The organism is Terriglobus sp., assembly GCF_965201105.1.
Classification (GTDB): Bacteria; Acidobacteriota; Terriglobia; order Terriglobales; family Acidobacteriaceae; genus Terriglobus.
On the sequence record NZ_OZ241741.1, the window covers coordinates 1027238 to 1050747 of the forward strand.

General features: G+C 62.8%; 19 protein-coding genes. 11 read left to right on the top strand and 8 right to left on the bottom strand.

The features are described from left to right. Positions 1-80: 80 nt before the first annotated feature. On the bottom strand, positions 81-1610 hold the full coding sequence (gene aroE / locus ACOFKT_RS04595; protein WP_419806248.1) for a shikimate dehydrogenase: 1530 nt from the start codon (positions 1608-1610) through the stop codon (positions 81-83). A 199-nt stretch (positions 1611-1809) separates the two neighbouring features. Here aroE and ACOFKT_RS04600 point away from each other — a divergent pair, with 199 nt between their 5' ends. From ACOFKT_RS04600 to ACOFKT_RS04630, 7 genes are all read left to right on the top strand, one after another. Beyond that, entirely contained in the window at positions 1810-2364 is a 555-nt protein-coding gene (locus tag ACOFKT_RS04600) for a single-stranded DNA-binding protein (RefSeq protein WP_419806249.1), read from the top strand. A gap of 200 nt (positions 2365-2564) precedes the next feature. Continuing rightward, positions 2565-5366, top strand: coding sequence for a carboxypeptidase regulatory-like domain-containing protein (locus ACOFKT_RS04605; protein ID WP_419806250.1), 2802 nt, complete (start codon positions 2565-2567; stop codon positions 5364-5366). Positions 5367-5574: 208 nt separating this feature from the next. Beyond that, positions 5575-5904, top strand: coding sequence for an iron donor protein CyaY (cyaY, locus tag ACOFKT_RS04610; protein WP_419806251.1), 330 nt, complete (start codon positions 5575-5577; stop codon positions 5902-5904). A gap of 76 nt (positions 5905-5980) precedes the next feature. Further along, entirely contained in the window at positions 5981-6397 is a 417-nt protein-coding gene (locus ACOFKT_RS04615) for a hypothetical protein (protein WP_419806252.1), read from the top strand. A gap of 10 nt (positions 6398-6407) precedes the next feature. Beyond that, a complete protein-coding gene (gene leuS, locus ACOFKT_RS04620; RefSeq protein ID WP_419806253.1) occupies positions 6408-8942 on the top strand; it encodes a leucine--tRNA ligase in 2535 nt (844 codons plus the stop codon). 3 nt (positions 8943-8945) lie between these two features. Further along, positions 8946-9899: a hypothetical protein gene (locus tag ACOFKT_RS04625; RefSeq protein WP_419806254.1), complete on the top strand. Its 954-nt coding sequence runs from the start codon at positions 8946-8948 to the stop codon at positions 9897-9899. A gap of 48 nt (positions 9900-9947) precedes the next feature. Beyond that, positions 9948-10118, top strand: coding sequence for a hypothetical protein (locus tag ACOFKT_RS04630; protein ID WP_419806255.1), 171 nt, complete (start codon positions 9948-9950; stop codon positions 10116-10118). A 114-nt stretch (positions 10119-10232) separates the two neighbouring features. Here the strand turns inward: ACOFKT_RS04630 and mreD are convergent, their stop codons facing one another. Genes mreD through ACOFKT_RS04645 form a run of 3 tightly spaced genes read right to left on the bottom strand, consistent with a single transcriptional unit; the run spans position 10233 to position 12952 of the window. After that, the gene (gene mreD, locus ACOFKT_RS04635; protein WP_419806256.1) at positions 10233-10766 is read right to left on the bottom strand and encodes a rod shape-determining protein MreD; all 534 of its coding nucleotides are present in this window, start codon (positions 10764-10766) and stop codon (positions 10233-10235) included. Then, a complete protein-coding gene (gene mreC, locus ACOFKT_RS04640; RefSeq protein WP_419806257.1) occupies positions 10766-11866 on the bottom strand; it encodes a rod shape-determining protein MreC in 1101 nt (366 codons plus the stop codon). Before mreC ends, mreD begins: the two co-directional genes overlap by 1 nt. 21 nt (positions 11867-11887) lie before the next feature. Further along, the gene (locus tag ACOFKT_RS04645) at positions 11888-12952 is read right to left on the bottom strand and encodes a rod shape-determining protein (RefSeq protein ID WP_419806258.1); all 1065 of its coding nucleotides are present in this window, start codon (positions 12950-12952) and stop codon (positions 11888-11890) included. A gap of 229 nt (positions 12953-13181) precedes the next feature. Between ACOFKT_RS04645 and ald the strand changes: the two genes are divergently transcribed. The 3 genes from ald to ACOFKT_RS04660 all read left to right on the top strand — a co-directional run bounded on the left by ald (position 13182) and on the right by ACOFKT_RS04660 (position 18356). Beyond that, positions 13182-14294 (top strand): alanine dehydrogenase, encoded by a 1113-nt coding sequence (gene ald / locus ACOFKT_RS04650; RefSeq protein WP_419806259.1) that lies wholly within the window; start codon positions 13182-13184, stop codon positions 14292-14294. Between the two features lie 295 nt (positions 14295-14589). Continuing rightward, positions 14590-16971: an ATP-binding protein gene (locus ACOFKT_RS04655; RefSeq protein ID WP_419806260.1), complete on the top strand. Its 2382-nt coding sequence runs from the start codon at positions 14590-14592 to the stop codon at positions 16969-16971. Beyond that, a complete protein-coding gene (locus ACOFKT_RS04660; protein WP_419806261.1) occupies positions 16968-18356 on the top strand; it encodes a sigma-54-dependent transcriptional regulator in 1389 nt (462 codons plus the stop codon). Before ACOFKT_RS04655 ends, ACOFKT_RS04660 begins: the two co-directional genes overlap by 4 nt. Before the next feature lie 279 nt (positions 18357-18635). Here the strand turns inward: ACOFKT_RS04660 and era are convergent, their stop codons facing one another. The 4 genes from era to ACOFKT_RS04680 all read right to left on the bottom strand — a co-directional run bounded on the left by era (position 18636) and on the right by ACOFKT_RS04680 (position 22715). Next, the gene (gene era / locus ACOFKT_RS04665; RefSeq protein WP_419806262.1) at positions 18636-19700 is read right to left on the bottom strand and encodes a GTPase Era; all 1065 of its coding nucleotides are present in this window, start codon (positions 19698-19700) and stop codon (positions 18636-18638) included. 47 nt (positions 19701-19747) lie between these two features. Next, the gene (locus ACOFKT_RS04670; RefSeq protein ID WP_419807105.1) at positions 19748-21058 is read right to left on the bottom strand and encodes a hemolysin family protein; all 1311 of its coding nucleotides are present in this window, start codon (positions 21056-21058) and stop codon (positions 19748-19750) included. Continuing rightward, positions 21058-21570 (bottom strand): rRNA maturation RNase YbeY, encoded by a 513-nt coding sequence (gene ybeY, locus ACOFKT_RS04675; protein ID WP_419807106.1) that lies wholly within the window; start codon positions 21568-21570, stop codon positions 21058-21060. Before ybeY ends, ACOFKT_RS04670 begins: the two co-directional genes overlap by 1 nt. A gap of 119 nt (positions 21571-21689) precedes the next feature. Further along, on the bottom strand, positions 21690-22715 hold the full coding sequence (locus ACOFKT_RS04680; RefSeq protein WP_419806263.1) for a PhoH family protein: 1026 nt from the start codon (positions 22713-22715) through the stop codon (positions 21690-21692). 437 nt (positions 22716-23152) lie between these two features. Between ACOFKT_RS04680 and rpsT the strand changes: the two genes are divergently transcribed. Further along, on the top strand, positions 23153-23428 hold the full coding sequence (rpsT, locus tag ACOFKT_RS04685) for a 30S ribosomal protein S20 (RefSeq protein ID WP_419806264.1): 276 nt from the start codon (positions 23153-23155) through the stop codon (positions 23426-23428). The last annotated feature ends 82 nt before the right edge of the window (positions 23429-23510 follow it).

Here is a 23510-nt window from a genome sequence, read left to right on the forward strand (position 1 = left end):
CTCGTCCCCACTCATCCAGAGATGGATGCGATGTGGTGCGGAACTGTTCGCCAGATGACAGTTCGACCTTTTGCGCCAATTCAGTCTTTTTGCACAAGCGCGGCGTAGACGGCGGTGCGCATGGCCTCGCGTGGGGCTGCGTGCCCGGTCCAGGTTTCGTACTGGGCGGCTCCCTGGGCGAGGAACATGTCGACGCCGGGGATGACGGCGATGCTGTGCTGGCGAGCCGAGCGGATCAGCGGCGTTTCGATTGGATTGTAGACGAGGTCGAAGAAGAGGTCGCAGCGGGTTGTGGCGAAGTTGATTGGAGCATTCATGACCGATGTGGGCATGCCGTAGGGCGTGCCGTTGAGGACGACGTCGAAGTGCTTGCCGGGAACTTTGGAGGCGCGTAGGAAGCTTGCGCCGGTCGCGGCGGCGAGCGTTTCGGCGCGGCTTTCTGTGCGGTTGGTGATGGTGACCCGGCATCCGCGTTGCTGCAGGGCGAAGACGGCCGCGCGCGCGACGCCGCCGGCACCGAGCACGAGGGCGGTTTTGCCGGGCAGGGAGGTGCGGGCTTCCAGCGGAGCGAGGATGCCGAGGACGTCTGTGTTGCTGCCGCGCAGGGTGCCGTCCGGTTGGCGCGTGAGGGTGTTGGCGGCGCCAAGTGCCTGGGCCTGTGGCTCGAGGTTGTGAAGCTGTGGCAGGATGGTTTCTTTGAGCGGCATGGTGACGCTGGCGCCGGAAAGGTGGAGGCGGTCGAAGGTGGCGAAAAGTTCGGCGGCGTCGCCGGTTTCGAGCGGGAGGTAGACGGCGTCCTTGCTGCCGTTGAGGCCTGCGGTGTGGAAGGCGGTGTTGAGCATGACGGGCGAGCGTGAGCCGGAGATGGGTTTGCCGAAGACGCCGTAGAGTTCGGTTGCAGGCGTGATGGCATCGATGCGGTAGAGGTCGCGCAGGGAGTGGGCGCTGAGTTGGCCGGGCGCGGTTTCGGCACCGGTCGCGCCGGAGGCAAAGGTGAAGCGTGAGCCGAAGCGGGGGCCGAGGACGCGGGTGAGGATGCCGGGCACGCCCATGCTGATGGCGATGAGATTGCGGTCGGCGGCGTGCCCGTCGAGCAAGTCGAGCAGGACGAAGCTGTCGCGGAGGCTGGTGGCGGTGGGCACGATTTTGTAGAGATCGGCGCCGATGGTGTGCATGCGTTCGAGGACGGGAGCGAGCGGGGGTGTGCCGTGGAAATCGTGCCAGGAGAGTAGGAGGGCGTTGGGACCGCGGCGCAGGGGAGCGAGTACGTGGGGGTTGATGGCGGCTTCTTCCGCGGTCTCGAGGGACAGGTCGACGATGTGGGCGCCGACGGCGATGCTCTGGCGGAGCATCTCGATTTCGTCGGCGGCGGTGCCGTGGAAGCTGCCGCCGTTTGCGGTGCGGCGGCAGGTGGCGATGGCGCGGACTGCGGGGTGCTTGCGGAGGAAGGCGCCCATCTCGAAGATGGCTTCGAAGGGGTCAGGGGCGGTGTCGAGGCGGAACTCGAGGAAGGGGAAGCCGGGGGCGAGCTGGGCGGCGCGGACGGGCATGTTGTCGCCGCTGAGGGCGACGCAGATGCGGGGGAGGTCGTGGTGTTGGGAGGAGAGCATGGGTGCGGCCTTGCCTATCGTACAAAGTTTGGGGTCAGGGAGGGGCTTGCATTCGCGCTCACCTGGGGGATGCGGGTTTCTCCACTCCGCGGCGGTGAAGCTGTCGCTTCGGTCGAAATGACAAGGGAGTGGCGCTGCAAAGAGCGATAGTTGACGGTTGTTCTGCTAGGCTTTGGTTGATTCCGATTGGGGTGTGCGCATGGCAAAGGGTGTGAATAAGGTATTGCTGCTGGGAAACGTGGGGAAGGACCCCGAGATGCGTGCAACGCAGGGCGGCATGGTGATCGCGCAGTTGACGCTGGCGACGGCGGACCGGCAGAAGGACCAGAGCGGCAACTGGACGGATAAAACGGAGTGGCACAACCTGGTCTGCTTTGGACGGACAGCCGAGATTGTGCGCGATTATGTGAAGAAGGGCACGCAGCTCTTTATCGAGGGAAAAATTCAGACGCGTTCCTGGGACGACAAGGAGAGCGGCCAAAAGAAGTACCGCACCGAGATCCTGGTCAATGAATTGTCGCTGCTGGGTGGTCGTGGCGGCGAACGTGAAGGCGGGTCCAGTTACAGTGGCGGCCAGAGTTCCGGTGGTTACGGTGGCGGCAACCAGGGCGGGAATCAGGGCGGCAATCAGGGCGGGTATAGCCGGGGCGGCGGCAATGCGTCCAGCAATACGGCCAGCTTCGATCAGCGCTCTCCCGCGCCGCAGGATGACTACGCGAACGAGGGGATTACGGACGACGACATCCCGTTTTAGCCGGGATGGTTCCCGGTCTGGAACTATGTTGCTTGTTCAGGTACGTTGGATCAAACGATTGATCGTCGGAAGTTGCCCTCTCGCTGTGTTACGCCGAGTGCGTGCTTAGATAGAAGCCGAGCGCTCACGCGCACGCCCTCAAAATCTTGACTGGCAGGAAGTTCTACTCGGTGCGATCGCGTCGTTGCGCCCTTGTGCGCATGGCATATGGATCTGTTGGATGGAGCAACGCGGCTTGCTGCGTCGCCCTGGCTGGGGTGTTTGTCACTGCGCCTGCGAATGCGCAGGTGACGGCCGCCGCGGCGGATGCGGCGAGCTCGCCGGTGCGGGTGGTGGTGCTCGATCCGTCGGGTGCGAAGGTGCCGCATGCGCAGGTGCGCGTGTTTCAGGCGCGCACGACGGATGATGCCGCGGTGCAGACGCTGCGTACGGATCGAAGTGGAGAGCTGCTGCTGGCGCTGCCGGCCGGGGAATACAACCTGCAGATCAGCGCCGAGGGCTTCCTGAATGCGCAGCAGACGGTGGAGATCGGTCGCAATGCCCGGGCGCAGGTCGTGGTGAGGCTGCGGATCGCGGCAAAGGACGAGACGGTCGATGTGTCGAGCGCGGAGACCGGTGACGGCGGCTCCGACGGTCAGTCGCTGGTGTTGCGCGGCAATCAGCTGAATGCGTTGTCGAGCAATCCGGGGACGCTGCAGCAGCAGATTAACTCACTGGTGCAAACGGACGATGGGTCGGCGCCGGAGCTGCGGGTGGACGGCTTCAGCAATGGCCGGCTGCCGCCCAAGTCGAGCATTCGCGAGATTCGCGTGAATCAGAATGCATTTTCAACGCAGTTCGACCAGCGTGGGAATGCGGTGGTCGACATCTTTACCAAGCCCGGCGGGGACAAGCTGCAAGGCAGCGTGTACCTGAGCGGCAACGCGGATGCGCTGAACGCGCGCAATCCGTACCTGCCGACGAAGCCGCAGTATCACTCGATTTTTCTGGACGCGAACGTGAACGGGCCGATGGGCAAGCACACGTCGTATTTTGTGGGAACGACGGTGAACGACCTGCAGAACAATGCGGCGGTGAACGCGCAGGTACTGGATGCCGGCCTGAACATTGTGCCGTTTTCAGAGACGGTGGCCGATCCGCTGCTGACGCGGTCGGGCAGCTTGCGCCTCGATCACCAGTTTGGCGAGAAGAACACGTGGACCAGCCGGGCGGAGTGGTCCGGGACGCATGAGAAGAACGCCGGCATCGACGGTGGGCAACTGGTGCTGCGGTCGCAGGCGTACACGTCGGGCATTGAAGCGTTCACGCTGCAACTGGGTGATACGACGGTCGTGAACGCGAGCACGGTGGTAGAGACGCGTTTTCAATACCGGCGCACGCGCACGTCGCAAACGCCGAACAGCACGGCGGCGTCGGTGATTGTGCAAGGCGGATTCAGTGGCGGTGGGAGCCCGGCGCAGACATATCGGGATGCGCTGGATAACTACGAGTTTCAGGAGTATCTGAGCTTCGATCGCGGCAAGCACTTTTTGCGCGGAGGTGTGCGCTACCGGTTAACGCGCGATAGTAACGCGTCCACGGCGAGTTACAACGGGCGGTACACGTTTGCTTCGCTCGAGGCGTATCAGACGACGCTGCGCGGGCTGGCCGCGGGGCAGACGCCGGCGCAGATCCGGGCGGAGGGCGGTGGCGCGTCGCAGTACAACGTGACGGCGGGCAGGCCGTCGGCGGTGATCACGACGGGCGACCTGGGGGCCTATTTTGAGGACGAATGGAAGGTGGCGCCGGGTTTTTCGCTGACCGGCGGCGTCCGGTATGAGTCGCAGTACGGGATACCCGACCACAACGATCCCGCGCCGCGGCTTGGGTTTGCCTGGACGATCGGGCCGCAGGGCAAGCCGCCGGTGGTGCGGCTTCGCGGTGGAGTTGGATTGTTTTACGACCGGTTTGGCGCGGGAAACATCCTGACGGCGGCGCGCGAGAACGGGATATTGCAGCAGTCGTATTACCTGCAAAACCCGGACACGTTTCCTGGGGTGCCGCCGGCCGCGGCGCTGGGTTCGTTGACGTCGACGGTGTACCAGATTGCGCCGAACCTGCAATCAACGTATGTGCTGAGCGAGGGGATCACGGCGGAGCGGCGGGTGTGGCGCGGCAACCTGTCGCTGGCGTTCACGCACGAGCACGGCGCGCATCAGATGCTGTCGCGGAATGCGAATGCACCGCTGAACGGTGTGCGTCCGCTGGGTGGGACGCAGAACGTGTACCAGTTTGCGTCGCTGGGCTGGTCGAACACGACGACACTGGCGCCGTACTACACGTTTCAGGTGGGCAGCCACTTTGGGATGTGGGTGAATTACACGCTGCGGTTCCGGGATATGGCCGGGTTTGGCCCGAATAGTTTTGTGTCGAATTCGTACGATGTAGCGGCGGATTATGGGCGGACGCCGTCGGTAACACGGCATCGGCTGTTTGTGGGTTCGTGGTTTACGCTGCCGTTTGGGTTCAGTGGGTCGGCGTTTTTAGTAACGCATTCGGCGACGCGGTTCAACGTGACGACGGGGCAGGACAATAACGGCGACTCGATCTTCAATGACCGGCCTGCGTTTGCGACGGACCTGAGCCGGCCATCGGTGGTGCGGACTGCGTTGGGGAACTTTGACACGTCGCCCATGGCGGGGCAGACCATGGTGCCGATCGATTACGGCGTCGCGCCGGGGGTTGTGTCGCTACAGGGGCAGTTGGCGCGGGACTTCATGTTTGGCCCGAAGGTGGCTGCGGAGCCGGTTGCTCCGGGCGGCAAGCCGGCCCCGATTGATCGTTTCTTCCATTGCTCGTTCGGTGTGGACGGTCAAAATATTCTGAATCAGAGGAACCCGTCGACGCCGATCGGGCAGTTGAGTTCGCCGTATTTCGGGCGGAGTTTGTCGCTGAACCCGGAGCAGACGGGCAGCACGGCGGCGAACCGGATTTTCAATTTGTTTCTTTCGTTTCGATTTTGATGGGGCAGCGGGGATGGGGCTTGGGCTAGGTGGTGTCTGATGAATTTTCCTTACGCACACAATTGTCCTGGGTGTCGGCAAAAATGCGGGTTTCTCCACTACGCGGACGATAAAGCTGTCCTGCTTCGGTCGAAATGACAAGTTTTCTGGTCGAACCGCGATTCGTCCTTGATTATTCCCTGACATGCCTGCGCGATAGACTGGGCGCATGATGGACGAGACGACTTTTCGGCGCGAGGCGGACCGCGCGCTGCATGCGCTGAAGCAGAGCCTGATCGACGCGGAAGAAGATGGCGGCTTTGAGGCGGAGGAGAACGGCGGCGTTCTGAACGTGGTCTTCGATGAGCCCAAGGGTAAGTTCGTGTTTACGCCGAACACACCGGTGCGGCAGATCTGGATATCGGCGCTGTCGACGAGCTTCAAGCTGGATTGGAATGGCGAGGCGTTTGCGCTGGGGAAGACGGGCGAGGTGTTGCTGGTGCTGACGGAGCGGTTGGTGCGGGAGCATACGGGGGATGATTCGATTCAGTTGCGGTGAGGCGCAGGTCGCCGACTCGAAACGGGCTTCGTTGCCGAAGTGACCTTATATCAAGTCGGATCGTGGAGCTGTTGCGATGGGAAGCGTGATCAAAGGACTGCAGTACTTCCTCGCAGGTTTACTTGGCCTTGTGATGGCGGTCCTTCCCACAGTCCTGATCTGCTGGTTAATCCTTCCGCCCGACGGTCCTGTCGGTGAAGGCTTCATCATCATGCCAATCCACTTGTTTTCTCGTTGTGCCTGTATCCCCTCTTACGTTGCATTGATGGGACTACATAGAAACGGTCGGCGGAACACTCGGAAGCTGGTCGCCTGCGAAGTGGGTCTGCGGCTCTCTGCGACTATCGCAGCATGCTTCGTCTGCTTTATGGTGATCAAGTTACCGACGCACCTGTCGACCAAGCTGGTTTTCTGCCTTCTTGCGGCGTTTGTGCTTGCCTGGTCGCTAAACCCGAAAACGTGGGAAGAGAAGCTGGAGCACACGGCGTCCTAGAATAGAGGAGATGCCCGAAGCTGCCCAGAACGTCTTAGAGAACGCCCCGGAGATCCGCTACAACCCGGCTGAGATTGAGCCGCGCCTGCAGGCGCAGTGGGATGCCGATCCCACGCTGTATGCCGCCGAGCCGCACACCGGTGGCAAGCCGAAGTACTACCTGGTGGAGATGCTGCCGTACCCGAGTGGCGTGCTGCACATGGGGCACATGCGGCTGTACGCAATTGGCGATGCGCTGGCGCGGCAGGGGTGGATGAGCGGCAAAAACGTGCTGCACCCGATGGGGTGGGACGCGTTCGGTCTGCCGGCGGAGAACGCAGCGATCAAGAACAACGTGGCTCCGCGCGAGTGGACGTTGCGCAACATCGCCGCGATGCGCAAGCAGATGCAGCGCATTGGCTTGAGCTATGACTGGGGCAGCGAGGTGACCACGTGCCTGCCCGAGTATTACCGGTGGAACCAGTGGTTCTTCCTGGAGATGCTGAAGCGCGACCTGGCTTACCGCAAGCAAAGCAGGCTGAACTGGTGCCCGAAGTGCAATACCGTGCTGGCGAATGAACAGGTGGCGGGCGGCTATTGCTGGCGGCACGAGGACACGCTTGTCGAGCAGCGCGACCTGACGCAGTGGTTCTATCGCATCACGAACTACGCGGAGGAGTTGCTGCAGGGGCTGGATGCGCTGCCGGGCTGGCCGGAGAAGGTGCGCACGATGCAGCGCAACTGGATCGGGCGGAGCGAGGGCGCGGAGGTCACGTTTGCCGTTGAGGGATGTACGGATGACATGAGCGTGACGGTGTTTACGACGCGCATCGATACGATCTTTGGCGCGACGAGTTTGCAGGTGGCGCCCGACCACCCGATCGTGACGCACTGGTGCGGATTTGACGAAAAGCTGCGGCCCGAGGTGGAGGCCATGCTCGCCGAGCAAAAGATGGCGCGCGATACCGATGCGCTGGGCGAGTTGCCGAAGCACGGCATCGACACGGGACGGCGTGCGGTGAACCCGTTTACGGGCGAGGCGATTCCGGTGTGGGTGGCGAACTACGTGCTGAGCGGCTACGGCACGGGGGCGGTGATGAGTGTGCCGGCGCACGACGAGCGCGACTTTGAGTTTGCGACGAAGTACGGTTTGCCGATCAAGCGGGTAGTGGCGCCGTACCTGGATACGGATGAGCTGAGCCTGCCGTACACCGACAAGGCGGAGAGCGTTCTGATCGAGAGCGGCCAGTGGACGGGCGAGCCGGTGCTGGAAGCGCTGGAAAAGATGGCGAAGCATGCCGAGGCGGAGGGCTTCGGCAAGGCGACAGTGACCTATCGCCTGAAGGACTGGGGCGTGAGCCGGCAGCGTTACTGGGGCACGCCGATTCCGGTGGTGTACTGCGATGCGTGCGGGATGCAGCCGGTGCCGGCGGAGCAGTTGCCGGTGCTGTTGCCGGAAACCATCGACGTGCAGAACGTGCAGGGGTCGCCGCTGGCGAGTGTGCCGGAGTTTCTGAACACGACCTGCCCAGCGTGTGGCGGAGCGGCGAAGCGCGAGACGGACACGATGGATACGTTCGTGGACTCGTCCTGGTACTTCTATCGCTACACGGACCCGAAGAATGCGGCGGCGCCGTTCGCGAGTGAAGTGGCGAATTACTGGTTTGAGATCGATCAGTACATTGGCGGCGTGGAGCACGCGATTCTGCACCTGATCTATTCGCGGTTCTGGACCAAGGTGATGCGCGACCTCCGCCTGATTGAGAACAGTGAGCCGGCGACGCGGTTGTTCACGCAGGGCATGGTGATCAAGAACGGCGCGAAGATGTCGAAGTCGAAGGGCAATGTGGTATCGCCGGACGACATGATTGCGAAGTACGGCGCGGACGCGACGCGGATGTACGCGCTGTTTGCGGCGCCGCCGGATCGGGATTTGGAGTGGCAGGAAGAGGGTGTCGCGGGTGTGTCGCGGTTCCTGTCGCGGGTGTACCGGATCACGATGAAGTTCGCGCCGGTGCTGCGGGCGCATGAGGGATCGAGCGCGACCGAAGCGTTGAGCCCAGCCGGACAGAAGCTGTTGCGGAAACTGCACCAGACCATCGCGAAGATCACGCTGGACTTTAGCGGGCGTTGGCACTTCAACACGTGCATTGCGAGCGTGATGGTGCTGGTGAATGAGCTGATCGCGAGCGAGAGCGCGATGGACTCGGGCGAGGTGAGCGAGGCGACGCAGCGAGAGTTGTTCCGCACGCTTGTGCTGCTGCTGGCACCGTTCGCGCCGTTCCTGGCGCAGGAGTTGTGGGGTGAGCTGGGGCATGAGGGCGTGGTGTTTCGTCATACGTGGCCGGTGGCGGATGCGGAGCTGGCGCGCGAGGACGAGATTGAGATCCCGGTGCAGATCAACGGCAAGCTGGCGAATGTTGTGACGGTTCCCGCTGAAGCGGATAAGGATGCGCTGTTGGCTGCGGCGATGAGGGACGAGCGAATTGCCGCGCGGCTTGCGGGCAAGACGGTGGTGAAGACGATCGTGGTGCCGGGCAAGCTGGTCAACCTGGTTGTGAAGTAGAGCATGGCTGCGCAGCACACAGGCGCGTCGCCGGAGCGGGTGACGCAGGGGTTTGTCGCGAACCTGACGTGGGCCTGGCGTCATCCTTCGCTGTCGCTGCTGGAGATTGGCTGGCGGTGGCTATACGGTGCGCCGGCGCTTTGGCTGGTGTGGGGCGTGTGGCAGGGAGGGCTGGCGGCGGTGCCATGGCAGAGCACGGGCGTGCAGCGCGTGACAGCGAATCAGTTGCTGACGGACCCGATGGGCGCGGCGCTCGCGTTCTCGCAGTTTGTGCAGATGGTGGTGCCGCAACTGCTTGGACCTGCGCGTTGGCTGGCGCCGGTACTGCTGGTGAGTTGGATTGCGGTTTCGTCGGTGGGTCGCACGCTGGTGTTGCGGCGGATGGACCACGCGCTGCGGCCGCGGATGGGCACGATGTTTGCGCTGCAGGCGGTGCGGGTGGCGGTGTCTGCCGCCGTGGCGTTGCTCTGGTGGTTCGGTGTGCGATGGTTGGCGGGCGCGACTATTGCCGGCCCGATCGCGGCGGGGCGCGACCCGGAGATTATGGCCTACACGGGTGGAGCGATTGCCTTGACGCTGGGGCTGTTTGTGCTTGCGGGCGCGATCAGCTGGGTGTTTGCGGCGGCGCCGATTGTTGCGATGCGGGACCAGGTCGGGGTTCTACGGAGCCTTGGGGGTGCGGCGCGGGCGCATGGTGCGCGCGCGGGCATGGCGGAGATCAACCTGGTGCTGTCCGTGGTGAAAATTATGCTGATCGTGCTGGCGATGGCGTTCTCGGCATTTCCGCTGCCGTTTACGACGATCGAAACGGAGCAGTACGTGCTGATCTGGACGGCGCTGGTGGGGCTCTGGTATTTCGCGGCTTCGGATTTCTTTCATGTGACGCGGCTGCATGCCTTTACACAGCTTCTGCGGCGGCGCGAGTTGACGCAAGCGGCAGTGGCTGCATCCGAGTAGACGCGGCACTTGTGCGGTGTGCGATTGTCTGCGTAGGAGCGACCTTCCATGAATTTTGGCATTTATCTGATCGGGTACATCATCGTGATTGCGGGTGTGGTGTATTTCATGAATCTCGCTCACATCCACTCGCAATGGATTGCCGCGGTCGCGGTGATCATGCTGGGGATTGGGATTTTGACCGCAGTGAAGAACACGCGGACAAAGGATCCGAGTTAAGGTTCCTCGGCGACGTTTTCGGAAGACACGACCTGAGGGGCTAAGGCCCCTGCTGCTTACTACCACCCGCAGTTATACTGAATAGGTCGATGTTTCGGATGCCCTACGCCGTCCCTACAAGCCGGCTTCGTCCGTGCGTAGACGGTCCAGCAGAAAAAACAGCGGGATCGCCACCAAGGTGTTCGCGCCGGCGCGCAGCAACTCATGCAGCCATCGCCCCGCATAGCCCTGAACGCCCAGCAAAACACGTTCCAGCACAAAGAGCATTGCGGACTGCGCCATGGAGAATCCGAAAACCAGCAGGGCGCGCGTGATTGCATTCTCAACGTCGACCTTGAGCCCGACCGACGACGCAGCGAAGCCGACCAGCGTCTTGGCAATGCCGTTCACGCCGATGTACTGGTTGCTGAGCGTGTCCTGCAGCAGACCGACAAAGGCGCCCATGAACGTGCCGCCGATCGCGCTGCGTTGCGATAGTGAAAAGAAGATCACGATCAGCAGCGGCAGGTCCACCATCGCGCTTGCCGGCAGCAGCTTGGGCAGGTACGCAGCCAGCAGCAGCGTCAGCAGGGGAACGCCCAGCAGTACAATCCACGGGAAATGGTGTTCTTCCAGCTCACGCCGGGAGGCAAGGTGACGCACTCGCATCAGCGGCCTCCTCCCGGTTGCAGGTCTGCCGCATTCGGTGCTGCGCCGGGTGAATAACGGTCCGGGTGCAACGCAGGCTTCGCACTGACCCTGCCCGCCGCCTTTGCCTGCTCCTCCGTTTGCGGAGGCGCATCCTTTGGCGCATCCCCAGGCTTCTTGTCAGGCTCTTTCAACCCGGGCAGGTGCTCGGCCACGATCTCGGAGGCACGGCGGTTGGCATCGTCGCCGTCTGCGTTCGCGGAAGCCGTCAGCTGTTCCGGCACGTTCGTGACGACCAGGACTTCTTCCAGCCGGTCCAGGTTCGCGGCGGTTCGCAGCGTAATGGTGGTGTAGGGCTGGTGATCCGGGTCCATTTCAACCGACTCGACCGTACCCACATTCAGGCCGCGCGGAAAGACGCGATCGCCACCGCTGGTTACGACCGGTTCGCCAGGCTTGATGCGATCGTCCGGCAAGAGGGAGGTGATGCGCACGCGGCCGTTCGGCCCGCCGTGCAGCACGCCGCGGCTGCGCACGTTCGTCAGCAGCACGCCCGTGCCGCTGCTCACATCGTTGATCAGTAGCAGTTGCGAGCTGTTGGGGTACACATCGCGCAGCTTGCCCACAATGCCATCCGGCGTGATCACGGCCATGTCTGGCTGTAGCCCGTCGTTGCTGCCCTTGTTCACAATCAGAATGCGTGCGCGATCGCTGCTGCCTGTACCGATCACCTGCGCGGGCACGGTCTTGCCTACGTACTGTTCCTTGAAGCCGAGCAGCCGCTGCAACCGCTGACCCTGGCGCGCGTCCTCCAGCATGCCAGCCTCCTGCAGCCGCAGTTGGTCGATCTGGTACTGCAGATCTCGGTCGTGCTGTCGCACATGGCGCAGGTCCACATAGCCATGCCAGGCGGTCCGTACTGTGTGCCCCATGCGCCAAAAGACCTTCTCCACGGGCACAATCGTCCACGCCGTCCATGCGCGCGCGATGCGAACGTGGTGGCCGTCCTGCCGCTCACCGTAACTCACACGGTGCATCTGCGTTGCAAGCGCAACGAACTGCAGCAGCAGAACGCTGAACAGCGTGATCAGGGTTTTGTAACGCGCGAAAAGGGAGTCCACGTGCGAGCGGCCTCTTCGGGGCTAGTCGATGCTGATCTTGCGCAGCAGGCTGAAGTCAGACAGCATGCGCCCGGTGCCCAGCACCACCGACGCAAGCGGGTCGTCCGCGATGGAAACCGGCAGGCCCGTTTCTTCGCGAATGCGGCGATCCAGATTTTTGATCAGCGCGCCGCCACCGGTCAGCACAATGCCGCGGTCGGAAATGTCCGCCGAAAGCTCCGGCGGGGTGCGTTCCAGCGCCACGCGAATGGCATTCATGATGGTCGCAATGCACTCGCTCAGCGACTCGCGAATCTCCGAATCGTCGATCGTGATCGTCTTCGGCACACCCTCAATCAGGTTGCGGCCTTTGATTTCCATCGTCAGCGGCTTGTCCAGCGGAAACGCCGACCCGATCTCAATCTTGATCTGCTCTGCCGTGCGCTCCCCGATCAGGAGGTTGTACTTGCGCTTCAAGTAGTTCATCACGGCTTCGTCCATCTGATTGCCGGCCATGCGGACCGAGCGCGAATACACGATGCCAGCAAGCGAGATGACCGCGATGTCCGTAGTCCCGCCGCCGATATCGACCACCATATTGCCGCCCGGTTCTGTGATCGGCAGGCCGGCGCCAATCGCGGCGACCATCGCCTGCTCCACCAGGTACACCTCGCTGGCCTTGGCGCGATACGCCGAATCTTCGACCGCCCGCTTCTCCACCTGCGTGATCTCGCTGGGCACACCGATAATGATGCGTGGGTGCACCAGCATTTTGCGGTTGTGCGCCTTCTGGATGAAGTAGTTCAACATCTTTTCCGTCTGCTTGAAGTCGGCGATCACGCCGTCCTTCATGGGGCGAATGGCGACGATATTTCCCGGCGTGCGGCCCACCATCTCCTTGGCCTCTTTGCCGACGGCCTCTACCTCCTTCGTCACGGTATTCACCGCAATGATCGAGGGCTCATTCACCACAACCCCCTTGCCGCTGGCGAACACGAGCGTATTCGCCGTGCCCAGGTCGATGGCCAGGTCATTGGAAAAAATAGAAAAGAGTGAGCGCAGGCTGCGCGATCTGGAGTTGCGGCCTTTGTAATCGTTCTGCGGCATCGGCGTGGGGTAATCCTGATGTGGCGGCGTTGTCTTGATTCTAGCGCCTTGCAGCAAATCTGCCGCTGAGTGAACGTTTGTCACTTCGACCGGAGCGGCACCCTGGTCGTCGCGTGGTGCGAAACCTGCACTTCGCCGGTTACGGCCGCCGCTGTGATGTATGCCTTCCCGATCGGCAGTGGAACAAACGCCGGCCGCGCTACCATAAAAGCGAGGTTCAGAAGCAGCAATGATTGTTGGCGTTCCCAAAGAGATCAAAGACCACGAAAGCCGCGTCGGCGTTACTCCTGCCGGTGTGCGTGCCCTCACCGAAGCCGGTCACAAAGTGCTCGTCGAAACCGGCGCAGGCGACCTTTCCGCCTTTCCCGACGACGACTACCAGAACGCTGGCGCGGAAATCGTCGGCACCGCGTTCGACACCTGGCGGCTCGCCGACATGGTTGTCAAGGTCAAGGAGCCGACCGAAAAAGAGTACAAGCAGTTCCGCGACGGTCTGACCCTGTTCACCTATCTGCACCTGGCGCCGCTGCCCGAATTGACCGACGCCCTGATCAGCAAGGGCGTCACCGGCATCGCGTATGAAACCGTGCGCGACGCCGCCGGCACGCTGCCGCTGCTGACGCCCATGAGCGAGGTCGCCGGCCGCCTGAGTGTTCAAATGGGCGCGGCCTATCTGCAAAAAGAACACGGCGGCCGCGGCGTCCTGCTCGGCGGTGTTCCCGGTGTCCTGCCCGGCTCCGTCGTCATCCTCGGCGGCGGCATTGTCGGCACCAACGCTGCCAAAATGGCCCTTGGTTTGGGCGCGCGCGTCACCATGATCGACCTGAACCTGAACCGCTTGCGCGAAATCGATGACATCTTCGGCGGTCGCGTGCTCACGCTCGCCTCGAACAGCTACAACATCGCGAAAAGTGCAGCCGAAGCCGACCTGCTCGTCGGCGGCGTTCTTATCCCAGGCCACGCCGCGCCCAAGCTCGTCACGGCGGCCATGGTGCGCGATATGAAAAAGGGCGCCGTCATCGTCGACGTTGCCATCGACCAGGGCGGATGCATCGAAACCGCGCGTCCCACCACGCACAGCGATCCGTCCTATGTGGTCGACGGCGTCGTCCACTACTGCGTCACCAACATGCCCGCCGCGGTCCCGAACACTTCGACACTCGCGCTCACGAATGCCACGTTCCCCTACGTGCTGCGGCTTGCGAATGAGGGCGCGGACCAAGCCATTCGCAACAGCCCGGGCCTAGCCGAGGGCGTGAATACCTATAAGCAGAACCTGACCTACGCTGCCGTCGCAGAGTCGCAGAATCGCGCCTGCAAACCCGTCGCGGAACTGCTCTAGGAACAAACCGATGCACTGCTCGGGAAATGAATGTTTTCTCAAGCGCAAAGAGCTTGGAGGTCGGTTTATCGGAAGGGCACAGCATGGAAATGAATGTGTTCGGAGACGCACAGCTTTAGCTGTGCCGTATAGCCGGCCTCTAACAAAAGGGTCTTTCTTTCCGTTCGCCGCAGACGAACGGAAGGAAAGATGAGAGAAGATAGGAGCACTTTCGGCACAGCTGAAGCTGTGCCCTTCCGAAGAGTCGAGTCATATCCGGATCAGGGGCTTTAGCCCCGGCTCCAGGGAGCAAACGTTGGGAAGCAGGAAACAGCGCGACATCATTCTGCTGGCGGTCGGGGCCACGGTCCTGTCGCTGCTGATTGCCGCGCTGAACGCCTTCCGCCTGCCTTTCCTGAATCCGTCCACCGCCGGTGAAATCCTCGCATTCTCGACCGTCACGGTCGTGGCGTTTCTGCTGTTCCTGGTCGCCCTGGTCCTGCTGGTGCGCAACATTCTGCGCATCTACGCGGAGGGCAGCAGCCGCGTCCTGGGCGCACGTCTGCGCACCCGCATGGTCTGGGGAGCTTTGCTCATCTCGTTGTTGCCGATCACGGGCATGTTCGCCTTCAGCTACCAGCTGATGAACCGCGCCGTGGAGCGCTGGTTCTCCCAGCCCGCGGCAGCTCTTCGCGCGGAGAGCGTCAGCCTGGCGCAGGACCTGTCGCTCTACGTCACGGCAAACGCGCGTGCCGAAGCCGCCAGCATCGCAGTCGATTTCTCCAACGACACCCGGGCGAAAGACAGCGCAAAATTGTTCGCGGAAGATCTGCGCTCCCATGAATCAACACTGCAGGGCGGCTTCGTCGTTCTGTACCAGGACGGCGTGCCGGTAACACGCTTCCGCGCGCCCGTTGCAGACGACGCGATCGTTGCCCTGGAGCCCTCACAGGCAAGCGCGGTCACGCTGCCCGACCCCTACGCGCACACCGCCGCCCCGGCCAGGACGGGCCAGCTGCGTACCCTGCTGTGGCAGGCAGCGCAGACCGAAGACGTCGGCGTGCTCGGCATCAACGGCACCGATTACCTGGTTGGCTCCGCATGGCACACGCCTCACTCCCTGATCGTGGTTGCACTGCCGCTGCCGGCCGGCTTGAACAGCAGCATGCAGCGGTTGCGGCACGATGGCGACCAGTACTGGATCCTTTTTCGCCAGCGCAAACAGATTCGTCTCACGTACATGCTGCTGATGCTCATGATCAGCACGCTTGCCCTGTTCTGCGCAAGCTGGCTCGCGCTGCAGCTGTCGCGGCAGGTGACGCGCCCGGTGGAGGCGCTGGCCGAGGCCATGACCGCGCTGGCACACGGCGACTACGGCCGGCGCGTGGACGCCGCAACCACAGAGGAGCTTGGCGAGCTCGTCGCCGTCTACAACACCATGGCCGGCGAGCTGCAGAACAGCCGCCGTCTGGTCGAGCGGTCCACGCAGCAGGTGATCGACGCAAACGCCACGCTGGAGTGGCGACGCCGCGAGCTGGAAACCATGTTGCAGACCATTCCAAACGGCGTCGTCATGCTCGACCCCGAGCGCCGCATCCAGCTTGCGAACCGCGCCTTCAGCGAGATGCTCGATCCCGGCGGGCAGCGATCGTTCGTCGGGGAAGCTCTCCGCGATGTGCTGCCGGCCGACAACGTCGAGCAGGTCGAGCGCCTCCTGCAGCGCTCCCATCGCATGAGCTCCGCCTCCGCCGAAATGGAGATGCGCGCGCCGGCGGGTACGCTCAACATCGCCGTGACCACGGCACTGCTCGAACCGGGCGGACCGGCAGAGCGCACCGCCATCGGCTACGTCATCGTGATTGAGAACGCGACGGAGCTTCTGCGCGCGCAAAAGCAATCCGCATGGAAAGAAGTGGCGCGGCGCGTCGCGCACGAAATCAAAAATCCGCTCACGCCCATCTCGCTTTCGGCGGAGCAGATTCGCCGCCACATCGGCCGCATCGCCGACCTGCTCAGCGCCAACGCCCTCGAATCGCCATCCGTCGCGACCATTCAGCGTTCGAGCGAGGTCATCAGCGGCTCGGTTGAAAGCATGCGCTCGCTGGTCGATCAGTTCTCATCGCTTGCAGAATTTCCCCACGCCCGCCCGCGTCCGGCCGACCTGAACACCATCGTGGAGAACACGCTCGCCATGTTCGCGGGCCGCCTGCAGGGCATCGCGGTCACTAGCGAACTGGGCACCTCGCTTCCGCTGGTCCTTGCCGACCCTGAGGCCCTGAAGCGTGCTCTTTCCAACCTTGTCGACAACGCCGCCGAGGCAATGAACCAGAGCCTCTTTCGCGAAATTCGCATCGGCACCGCGATCAGCAGAACCGCGGAAAATATGGTGGAACTTATCGTCGCCGACACGGGTCCCGGTGTCACCGACGAAATGCGCGAGCGGCTCTTCCTGCCTTATTTTTCCACCAAGCAGCGCGGCAGCGGCCTTGGCCTGACCATCGCGGCCAAGATCGTCGCCGATCACCGGGGGACGATTCGCGTGGAAAAGAACCAGCCCTCCGGTGCGCGCTTCGTCATCGAGGTGCCGATCGCATCGCAGACCGCAGAGGCTGTTCCTCAGCCTCAGCTCGCAACGCAGCAAGTCACCACTGGCAGCTCTCCACTCACCACGCCCGAGTCGGTCGAGGCACACGCATGAAGCACGTCCTCATCGTCGATGACGAGTCCGACATTCGCTCGCTGCTTGAGGAAATCCTGCGCGACGAAGAGTACATCGTCACCACGAGTGGCTCCGCGGTCGAAGCACTCGAACTCATCCGCGACGCCGAGTATGACGCCGTGCTGCTCGACATCTGGCTGCCCGATGGGGACGGACTTGACGTGCTCGGCAAGGTGCGTGACCTGGGCCTGACATCGCCGCCCGAGATCATCATGATCTCGGGCCATGGCACGATCGAGTCGGCCGTGCGCGCCACCAAGCTGGGTGCGTACGATTTCCTTGAAAAGCCGCTCTCGCTTGACCGCACCCTGCTGATGCTGAAGAACGCAATCGAGGCGCGCCAGCTCAGGCTCGACAACCGTGAATTTCAGCACCAGCTCGCGCAAACGGCGTATGTCACGGGCGAAAGCGTTCCGCTCAAGGCGTTGCGGCAACAGATACGGTTGATGGCGCCCACCAACGGCCGCGTGCTCATCTTCGGCGAATCCGGCACCGGCAAGGAACGCATCGCCCGCACCATGCATGCTCAAAGCCAGCGGGCCGAACGCGTCTTTGTCGAGCTGAACTGCGCCGCCATCCCCGAAAACCACATCGAAAGCGAACTCTTCGGCCACCGCCACGGCGCGGTGGCCGGCGGCGCGCAGGAAAAGCGCGGCACATTTGAACGCGCGGATGGTGGCACGCTCTTTCTGGACGAGGTCGGCGACATGAGCCTCAAAACCCAAGCCAAGGTGTTGCGTGCGCTCGACGAACAGCGATTCTACCCTGTCGGTGCCAACAACCCGGTCCACGTGGACGTGCGCGTCATCGCCGCGACCAACAAGAATCTGGAAGACGAAATCGCCCGCGGCAACTTCCGCGAGGACCTCTTCTACCGCCTGAATGTCATCCCGTTCTTCGTTCCGCCGCTGCGCGACCGCACCGAAGACATTCCGTTGCTCGTTCGCGAGTTCCTGCAAGAGTTCGGCCGCCAGTACGGTCGTCCGCGCGTGGAAATCGCACCCGACGCCATCGCCGCGCTGCAAAGCTACCGCTGGCCCGGAAACGTCCGCGAACTGCGTAACGTGATCGAGCGCGTCCTCATTCTGAACCCAAAAGCACTGCGCATCGAACGCAAGCACCTGCCAACGCTCGTCTATCGAGAGCCGAAAGGCGAAGCGGCCCCCAACGGCCCCGATCGCTTTGGCCCCGCCGAAGGCTCACGCACTCTGCTCGAAGCCCGCGAAGCCTACGAACGCGACTACATCCTGAAAAAGCTCGACGACTGCCACGGCAACGTCAGCCGCGCCGCCGAAGCCCTCGGCCTGGAACGGTCGCACCTCTACCGCAAAATGAAAGCCCTCAACGTCGCCGTCCGCGAATAGCCCTACGTTCCCATTTGACAGCAACTCGACCGTCTTCTTTCGCCAATAGCCTGGCATGAACGTCCGTAAATAATCGCCGCTGCCATTCGCGAATGCTGCGCAGTTCGGAGGGAGCAGCGGCCTTCAGGCCGCTAAAAACCACCGGCCCAAAATGCGTTTCACTCCGCTCCGGCACCGGCACAGCATTGTCATTTCGACCGGAGTACCCACAGCTTTACCGTGGGTACGCAGTGGAGAGACCTGCATTTCTGGACTGCCGCGCTTCAAGGTGAACCAGCGCTACTCCTCGATCTTCGCCGCGCTCTGCTGCTCCCCCAGAGCCTCCAACTGCCGCCGCCAGTCCAGCTCCTCCACAAAGCCCCGCGACGAACGCCAGTCCTCGCGCACCTTTACAAACAGTTCCAGAAACACGCGCGTGCCGAGCAGCGACTCCAATTCCTTGCGGGCCGCCGTGCCGATTTGCTTCAGCATCGCGCCGCCCTTGCCGATCAAGATCGCCTTCTGCCCTGAGCGCTCCACAAAAATCGCCGCTGCAATTTTCGTCAACGGCAATTTCGGCAACTCACCTTTGCGGGGCTTCGGCACAGGTCCGGGTTCTTCCCACCGCTCAATGATCACTGCCGAGGCATACGGAACCTCCTCGCCGGTGTAGAGCAGAATCTTCTCCCGAATCAGCTCCGCGGCCAGGAACCGCTCCGGCTGGTCCGTCAGTTGATCGGCAGGAAAGTAGCGGTCGCCCTCCGGCAGCAGCGCTATCATCGCGCTCAGCAGCTCCTCCAGACCATCGCGCTTTTTCGCGGAGATCAGCATGACCTGCGCAAAATTGTGTTTGCTCGACCAGTGCTGAATCAGCGGCAACAGCTTGTCCCGCTCCAGCAGGTCGATTTTGTTCAGCACCAGGATCACCGGCGCGTCCACATTGCGCAGCAGGCTTAGTGCAAAGGCGTCCTCCTCCGCGCTCAGCGCCTTGCGGTCCTCCCGGTCCACCGTCCGGCTCGCGTCGTGCACGCGATGCGTCGCGTCCACCAGGAACAGCACGGCATCGCGCGACTCCAGCGCGTCGTGCACCTCCTGCATCATGCGTTTGTCCAGCTGTGTGCTCGGCTTGTGTACGCCGGGCGTGTCCACCAGCACCACTTGTGCGGCGGGCTGCGCGGGGCGCGAACGCAGTTTCGGCCGCGCCGGCACCTCCAGCACACCCAGAATGCGGTTGCGCGTCGTCTGCGCCTTGTGCGTTACGATCGCGACCTTCTCGCCGACCAGCGCATTCAGCAGCGTCGACTTGCCCGCGTTGGGTCGGCCAATGATCGAAACGAATCCGGAGCGGAAGGGAAGACTTGCCATGCATGGACCAGTCTACGTGGACAGCTACCGCTTGGGCCTGGTTAACGTCACTCCGGCTCGGCCGCCGGCTTGATCTCCACCCGCACTCGCGTGACCAGACGCGCGGTCGACGCCAGCACCTCCAGACGCAGCCCCTCGGCTTCCACAATCTCACCCGGCAGAGGTATATGCCCCGCCAGCTCCGATACCAGGCCGCCCACGGTTGTCGATTCCAGGTCCTCCGGCAAACGGTAGCGGGAGCGCGTCTCATCCCCGTCCTCGTTTTCCTCGGCCTCGTCGCCGTGCGCCTGCAACAGGTCGCGCAGATCGCTCATGTCCAGGTTGCCGGGCACCACCCAAACGCCATCTTCCTCGGCCTGAATAGCCTCATGCGGCACCGGCGGCTCGTCGTGCTCGTCTTCAATGTTGCCGACGATCGCCTCCAACAGGTCCTCAATCGTCACCAGCCCCGCGACCGCCCCGTACTCGTCGATCACGATGCGCATGTGCTGCTTCTCGCTCTGCATCTCGCGCAAGAGCTCGTTCACGCGCTTCGGCTCCGGCGTGAACGCGGCAGGCCGCTGCATATCGCGCACCGTTTGCCATACCGCATCCGCATCGGACACGTGCAGCAGGTCGTGTGCGAACGCGATGCCGGTAATGTTGTCCAGCGATCCGCTGTACACCGGCACACGCGAAAACGCGCTCTCCACCAGCTGCTCCGTGAACTGCGCCAGGGTGGTCGTATCCGGAATGGCAAAAATCTCGGGGCGCGGTGTCATCACTTCGCGCACTACCATGTCGCCGAATTCGACCACGCTGCGCACCAGTGCGCGGTCGCTTTCCTCCAGAATGCCTTCTTCTTCGCCGGCCTCCAGCAGCGCATCCACGCCCTCGCCGGCCGTAGGCACCTCGTCCGCGTCCTCGTTTTCAGCCAGTTGCGCAATGCCCAGCAGCAAGCCCACCAGCATCGTTAGCGGCGACACCAGGTAGAACAACGCCTGATAGATCAGCCGCACTCGCCGCACCCAGTTGCCGCGTGTGCGTAGAAACAGCATCTGCGGCACCAGACGATCAAACACCACGACCACCAGCGCAAGCTCAACAAGCTGCAGCAGATAGCGTAAGGCGCCGGGTTCATGCGAATGTCGCCCCAGCAGCAACGCCAGTGCCGCGACCGTGGTGAACCGCAGAATCGTCGCGGACAGGGCCAGCGAGTCGCGCGACAAGCCGAATCGCGGCTCAATCTGGTCCACCCACGCATCCAGGTTGTCCTGGTAGGCGCGCGCCAGGAACTTGCCCATCTCCGAATACACGCGGTCGGCATACGCGCTCAGCACAAGCGCGGCAAACAGCAGCAGCGTTGCAAGCAACAGCATCACGCCCGCGCCTTACCGGCGAAACGCCTGCCCGGCCGCTGCCGCGCTCCAGCCGTGTCCGGCTCGATTCGCTCGATCAAACCACCGGGCAGCTTCAGCTTCGCCCGCAGCTGGCTTTCCAGCGCGCGCATCTCGCCATCATCCGCCTCGTGATCGTACCCGGCCAGGTGCAGCAGGCCGTGCAGCATCAGAACGCGCAACTCATCTTCTGTCGAATGGCCGTGTTCGGCGGCCTGCCGCGCCGCGGTTTCTACGGAGATCGCCAGGTCGCCCGCCATCTGCCCATCGCCGTGCTCCCCCGCAACGGGAAATGACAACACATCCGTCGCCTTGTTCTTGCCCCGGTATGCTTTGTTCAGCGCCTTCAGGCGGGCATCGCCGGCCAGCAATAGGTTCACCTCACCCGGCACTTGTACCGCACGCTGCGCAGCCAGCAAAAACCGGGCCAGCACCGCTTTGCGCAGTGTGGCAAATACACGGTCGCCGCTGCCGTCTTCCGGGGCTTCGATCACGATCAAGCGCGATACCCGCTTCGATATGGGTCGTCCTGCATCCTGGTTTCGATGCTACCGGAACGCAGAACGGCCCTGCCAATCACCGGCAGGGCCGTTCCATAACGTCCGTGCCGCGCTTATTGCATCGTCTTGGGCGCCGCCGTCAGGTCTCCTGTACCCTCCATGCCCTCGGTCAGCGTCAGCGACATCTGCTGCTGCCGCGCGTGGGTGTCGTACGCCTTCACAATGCGCTGCACCAGGCTGTGGCGCACCACATCGTTGTCCTCAAAGTGCGTAAACCGCACACCCTCCACGTCGCTCAAGACGTGCAGAGCATCCAGCAGGCCGGACCGTTTCGGGTTCGGCAAGTCGATCTGCGTCAGGTCGCCCGTGATCACGGCCTTCGAGTTCATGCCAAGACGCGTCACAAACATCTTCATCTGTTCGATCGTCGTATTCTGCGCCTCGTCCATAATGATGAACGCGTCACTCAGCGTCCGGCCACGCATAAACGCCAGCGGCGCGATCTCGATGATGCCTTTCTCCAACAGCTTGTCGACGCGCTCCTTGTCCAGGAGGTCGTACAGCGCGTCATACAGCGGCCGCAGGTACGGATCGACCTTCTCCTGCAGCGATCCGGGCAGAAATCCCAGACGCTCTCCGGCCTCCACCGCCGGTCGCACCAGGATGATGCGGCTTACCTTCTTTGCCATGAGCGCGCTCGCCGCCATCGCCACCGCCAGGTACGTCTTGCCCGTACCCGCCGGCCCAATGCCAAACGTCATGTCCGCGGCTTCGATGTTCTCGACATACTTGCGCTGGTTGGGCGACCGTGGATTCACCATCCGCTTGATGCCGGTCGCGGTCCGCTGCCGGCCGGCGTCCACAAGCTGTCGCAGACTGGTGTTCGGGTCGGCCACCGCCAGCTTGATCAAAGCATGCAGCTCCGGCCCGGCAATGTGGACTCCCGACCGTCGCAGCGCCTCAAAGTCGGTTACGATGCCTTCGACTCGATGGACCGCCTCGGGCTCACCGGACACTTCCAGACCGTGGGAGCGCAGGTCGATTGCGACCCCTAGCGCCTGTTCCATCAGAAAAAGATTCTCATCACGCGCGCCAAACAGTGCTTCGGTGTTCGGCGAGATCTCCAGCGAACTCTTCACGGGCGTATGGACCAATGCGGGCTATGCCTCCAGACAACAGGTTGGCGTACAGGAATTAGATGTGCAGGGTGGAACTTCGTTACAGCCCTCGACGCACCGCACAGCGCGGGGAATGCGCGTGATGCGTGAAGGGCAGCGAGTTTGGCGCGTGTCACCAAATCGGGTCGAAGTTGGGCAAAGAATAGCGCCGGGGAATGGGGCCGTCAAGAGTCAAGTGCACGAATTCGTGTGCAGCCGCAACCGAAGGGAGCAGTGGCCTTCAGGCCACTGAATACAGCCTCCTCAAATGGGCTTCAGCCCGGGCAATCGCACCTGCACCCATTGCGAAACCAGCCCATCTCACGTACCCTAGAAGAGTTGCGTGTTGCGCGGCAGCGATATGCTGTGTGCCCGCCCAAGACTTAGCCCTGAACCCGGGCACCTGGAAAAGAGAAGCAATGGCAAACCACGTATCCTCCCTGAAGCGCGCCAAGCAGACGCTGGCCAAGACCGCGGTCAACCGCTCCAACCGCTCCAAGCTGCGCGGCAGCCTTCGCATGCTGCGCGAGGCACTCGTCAAGGGCGATGCGACTGCCGCCAAAGAGCAGTACCGCTCCACCGTCTCCGTCCTCGACAAGGCCGTGCAGAAAGGCGTTCTGCACGACAACACCGCCTCCCGCTACAAGAGCCGCCTCAACGCTCGCCTGAAGGCACTCGCAACCAAGGCCGCTTAATCACCAACACCAAGTCCTGAAGCGCTCTTTGTTTGTCATCCCGTAACTCTTGCGTTTCCATCCTGTAACTCTCTTTGATCGG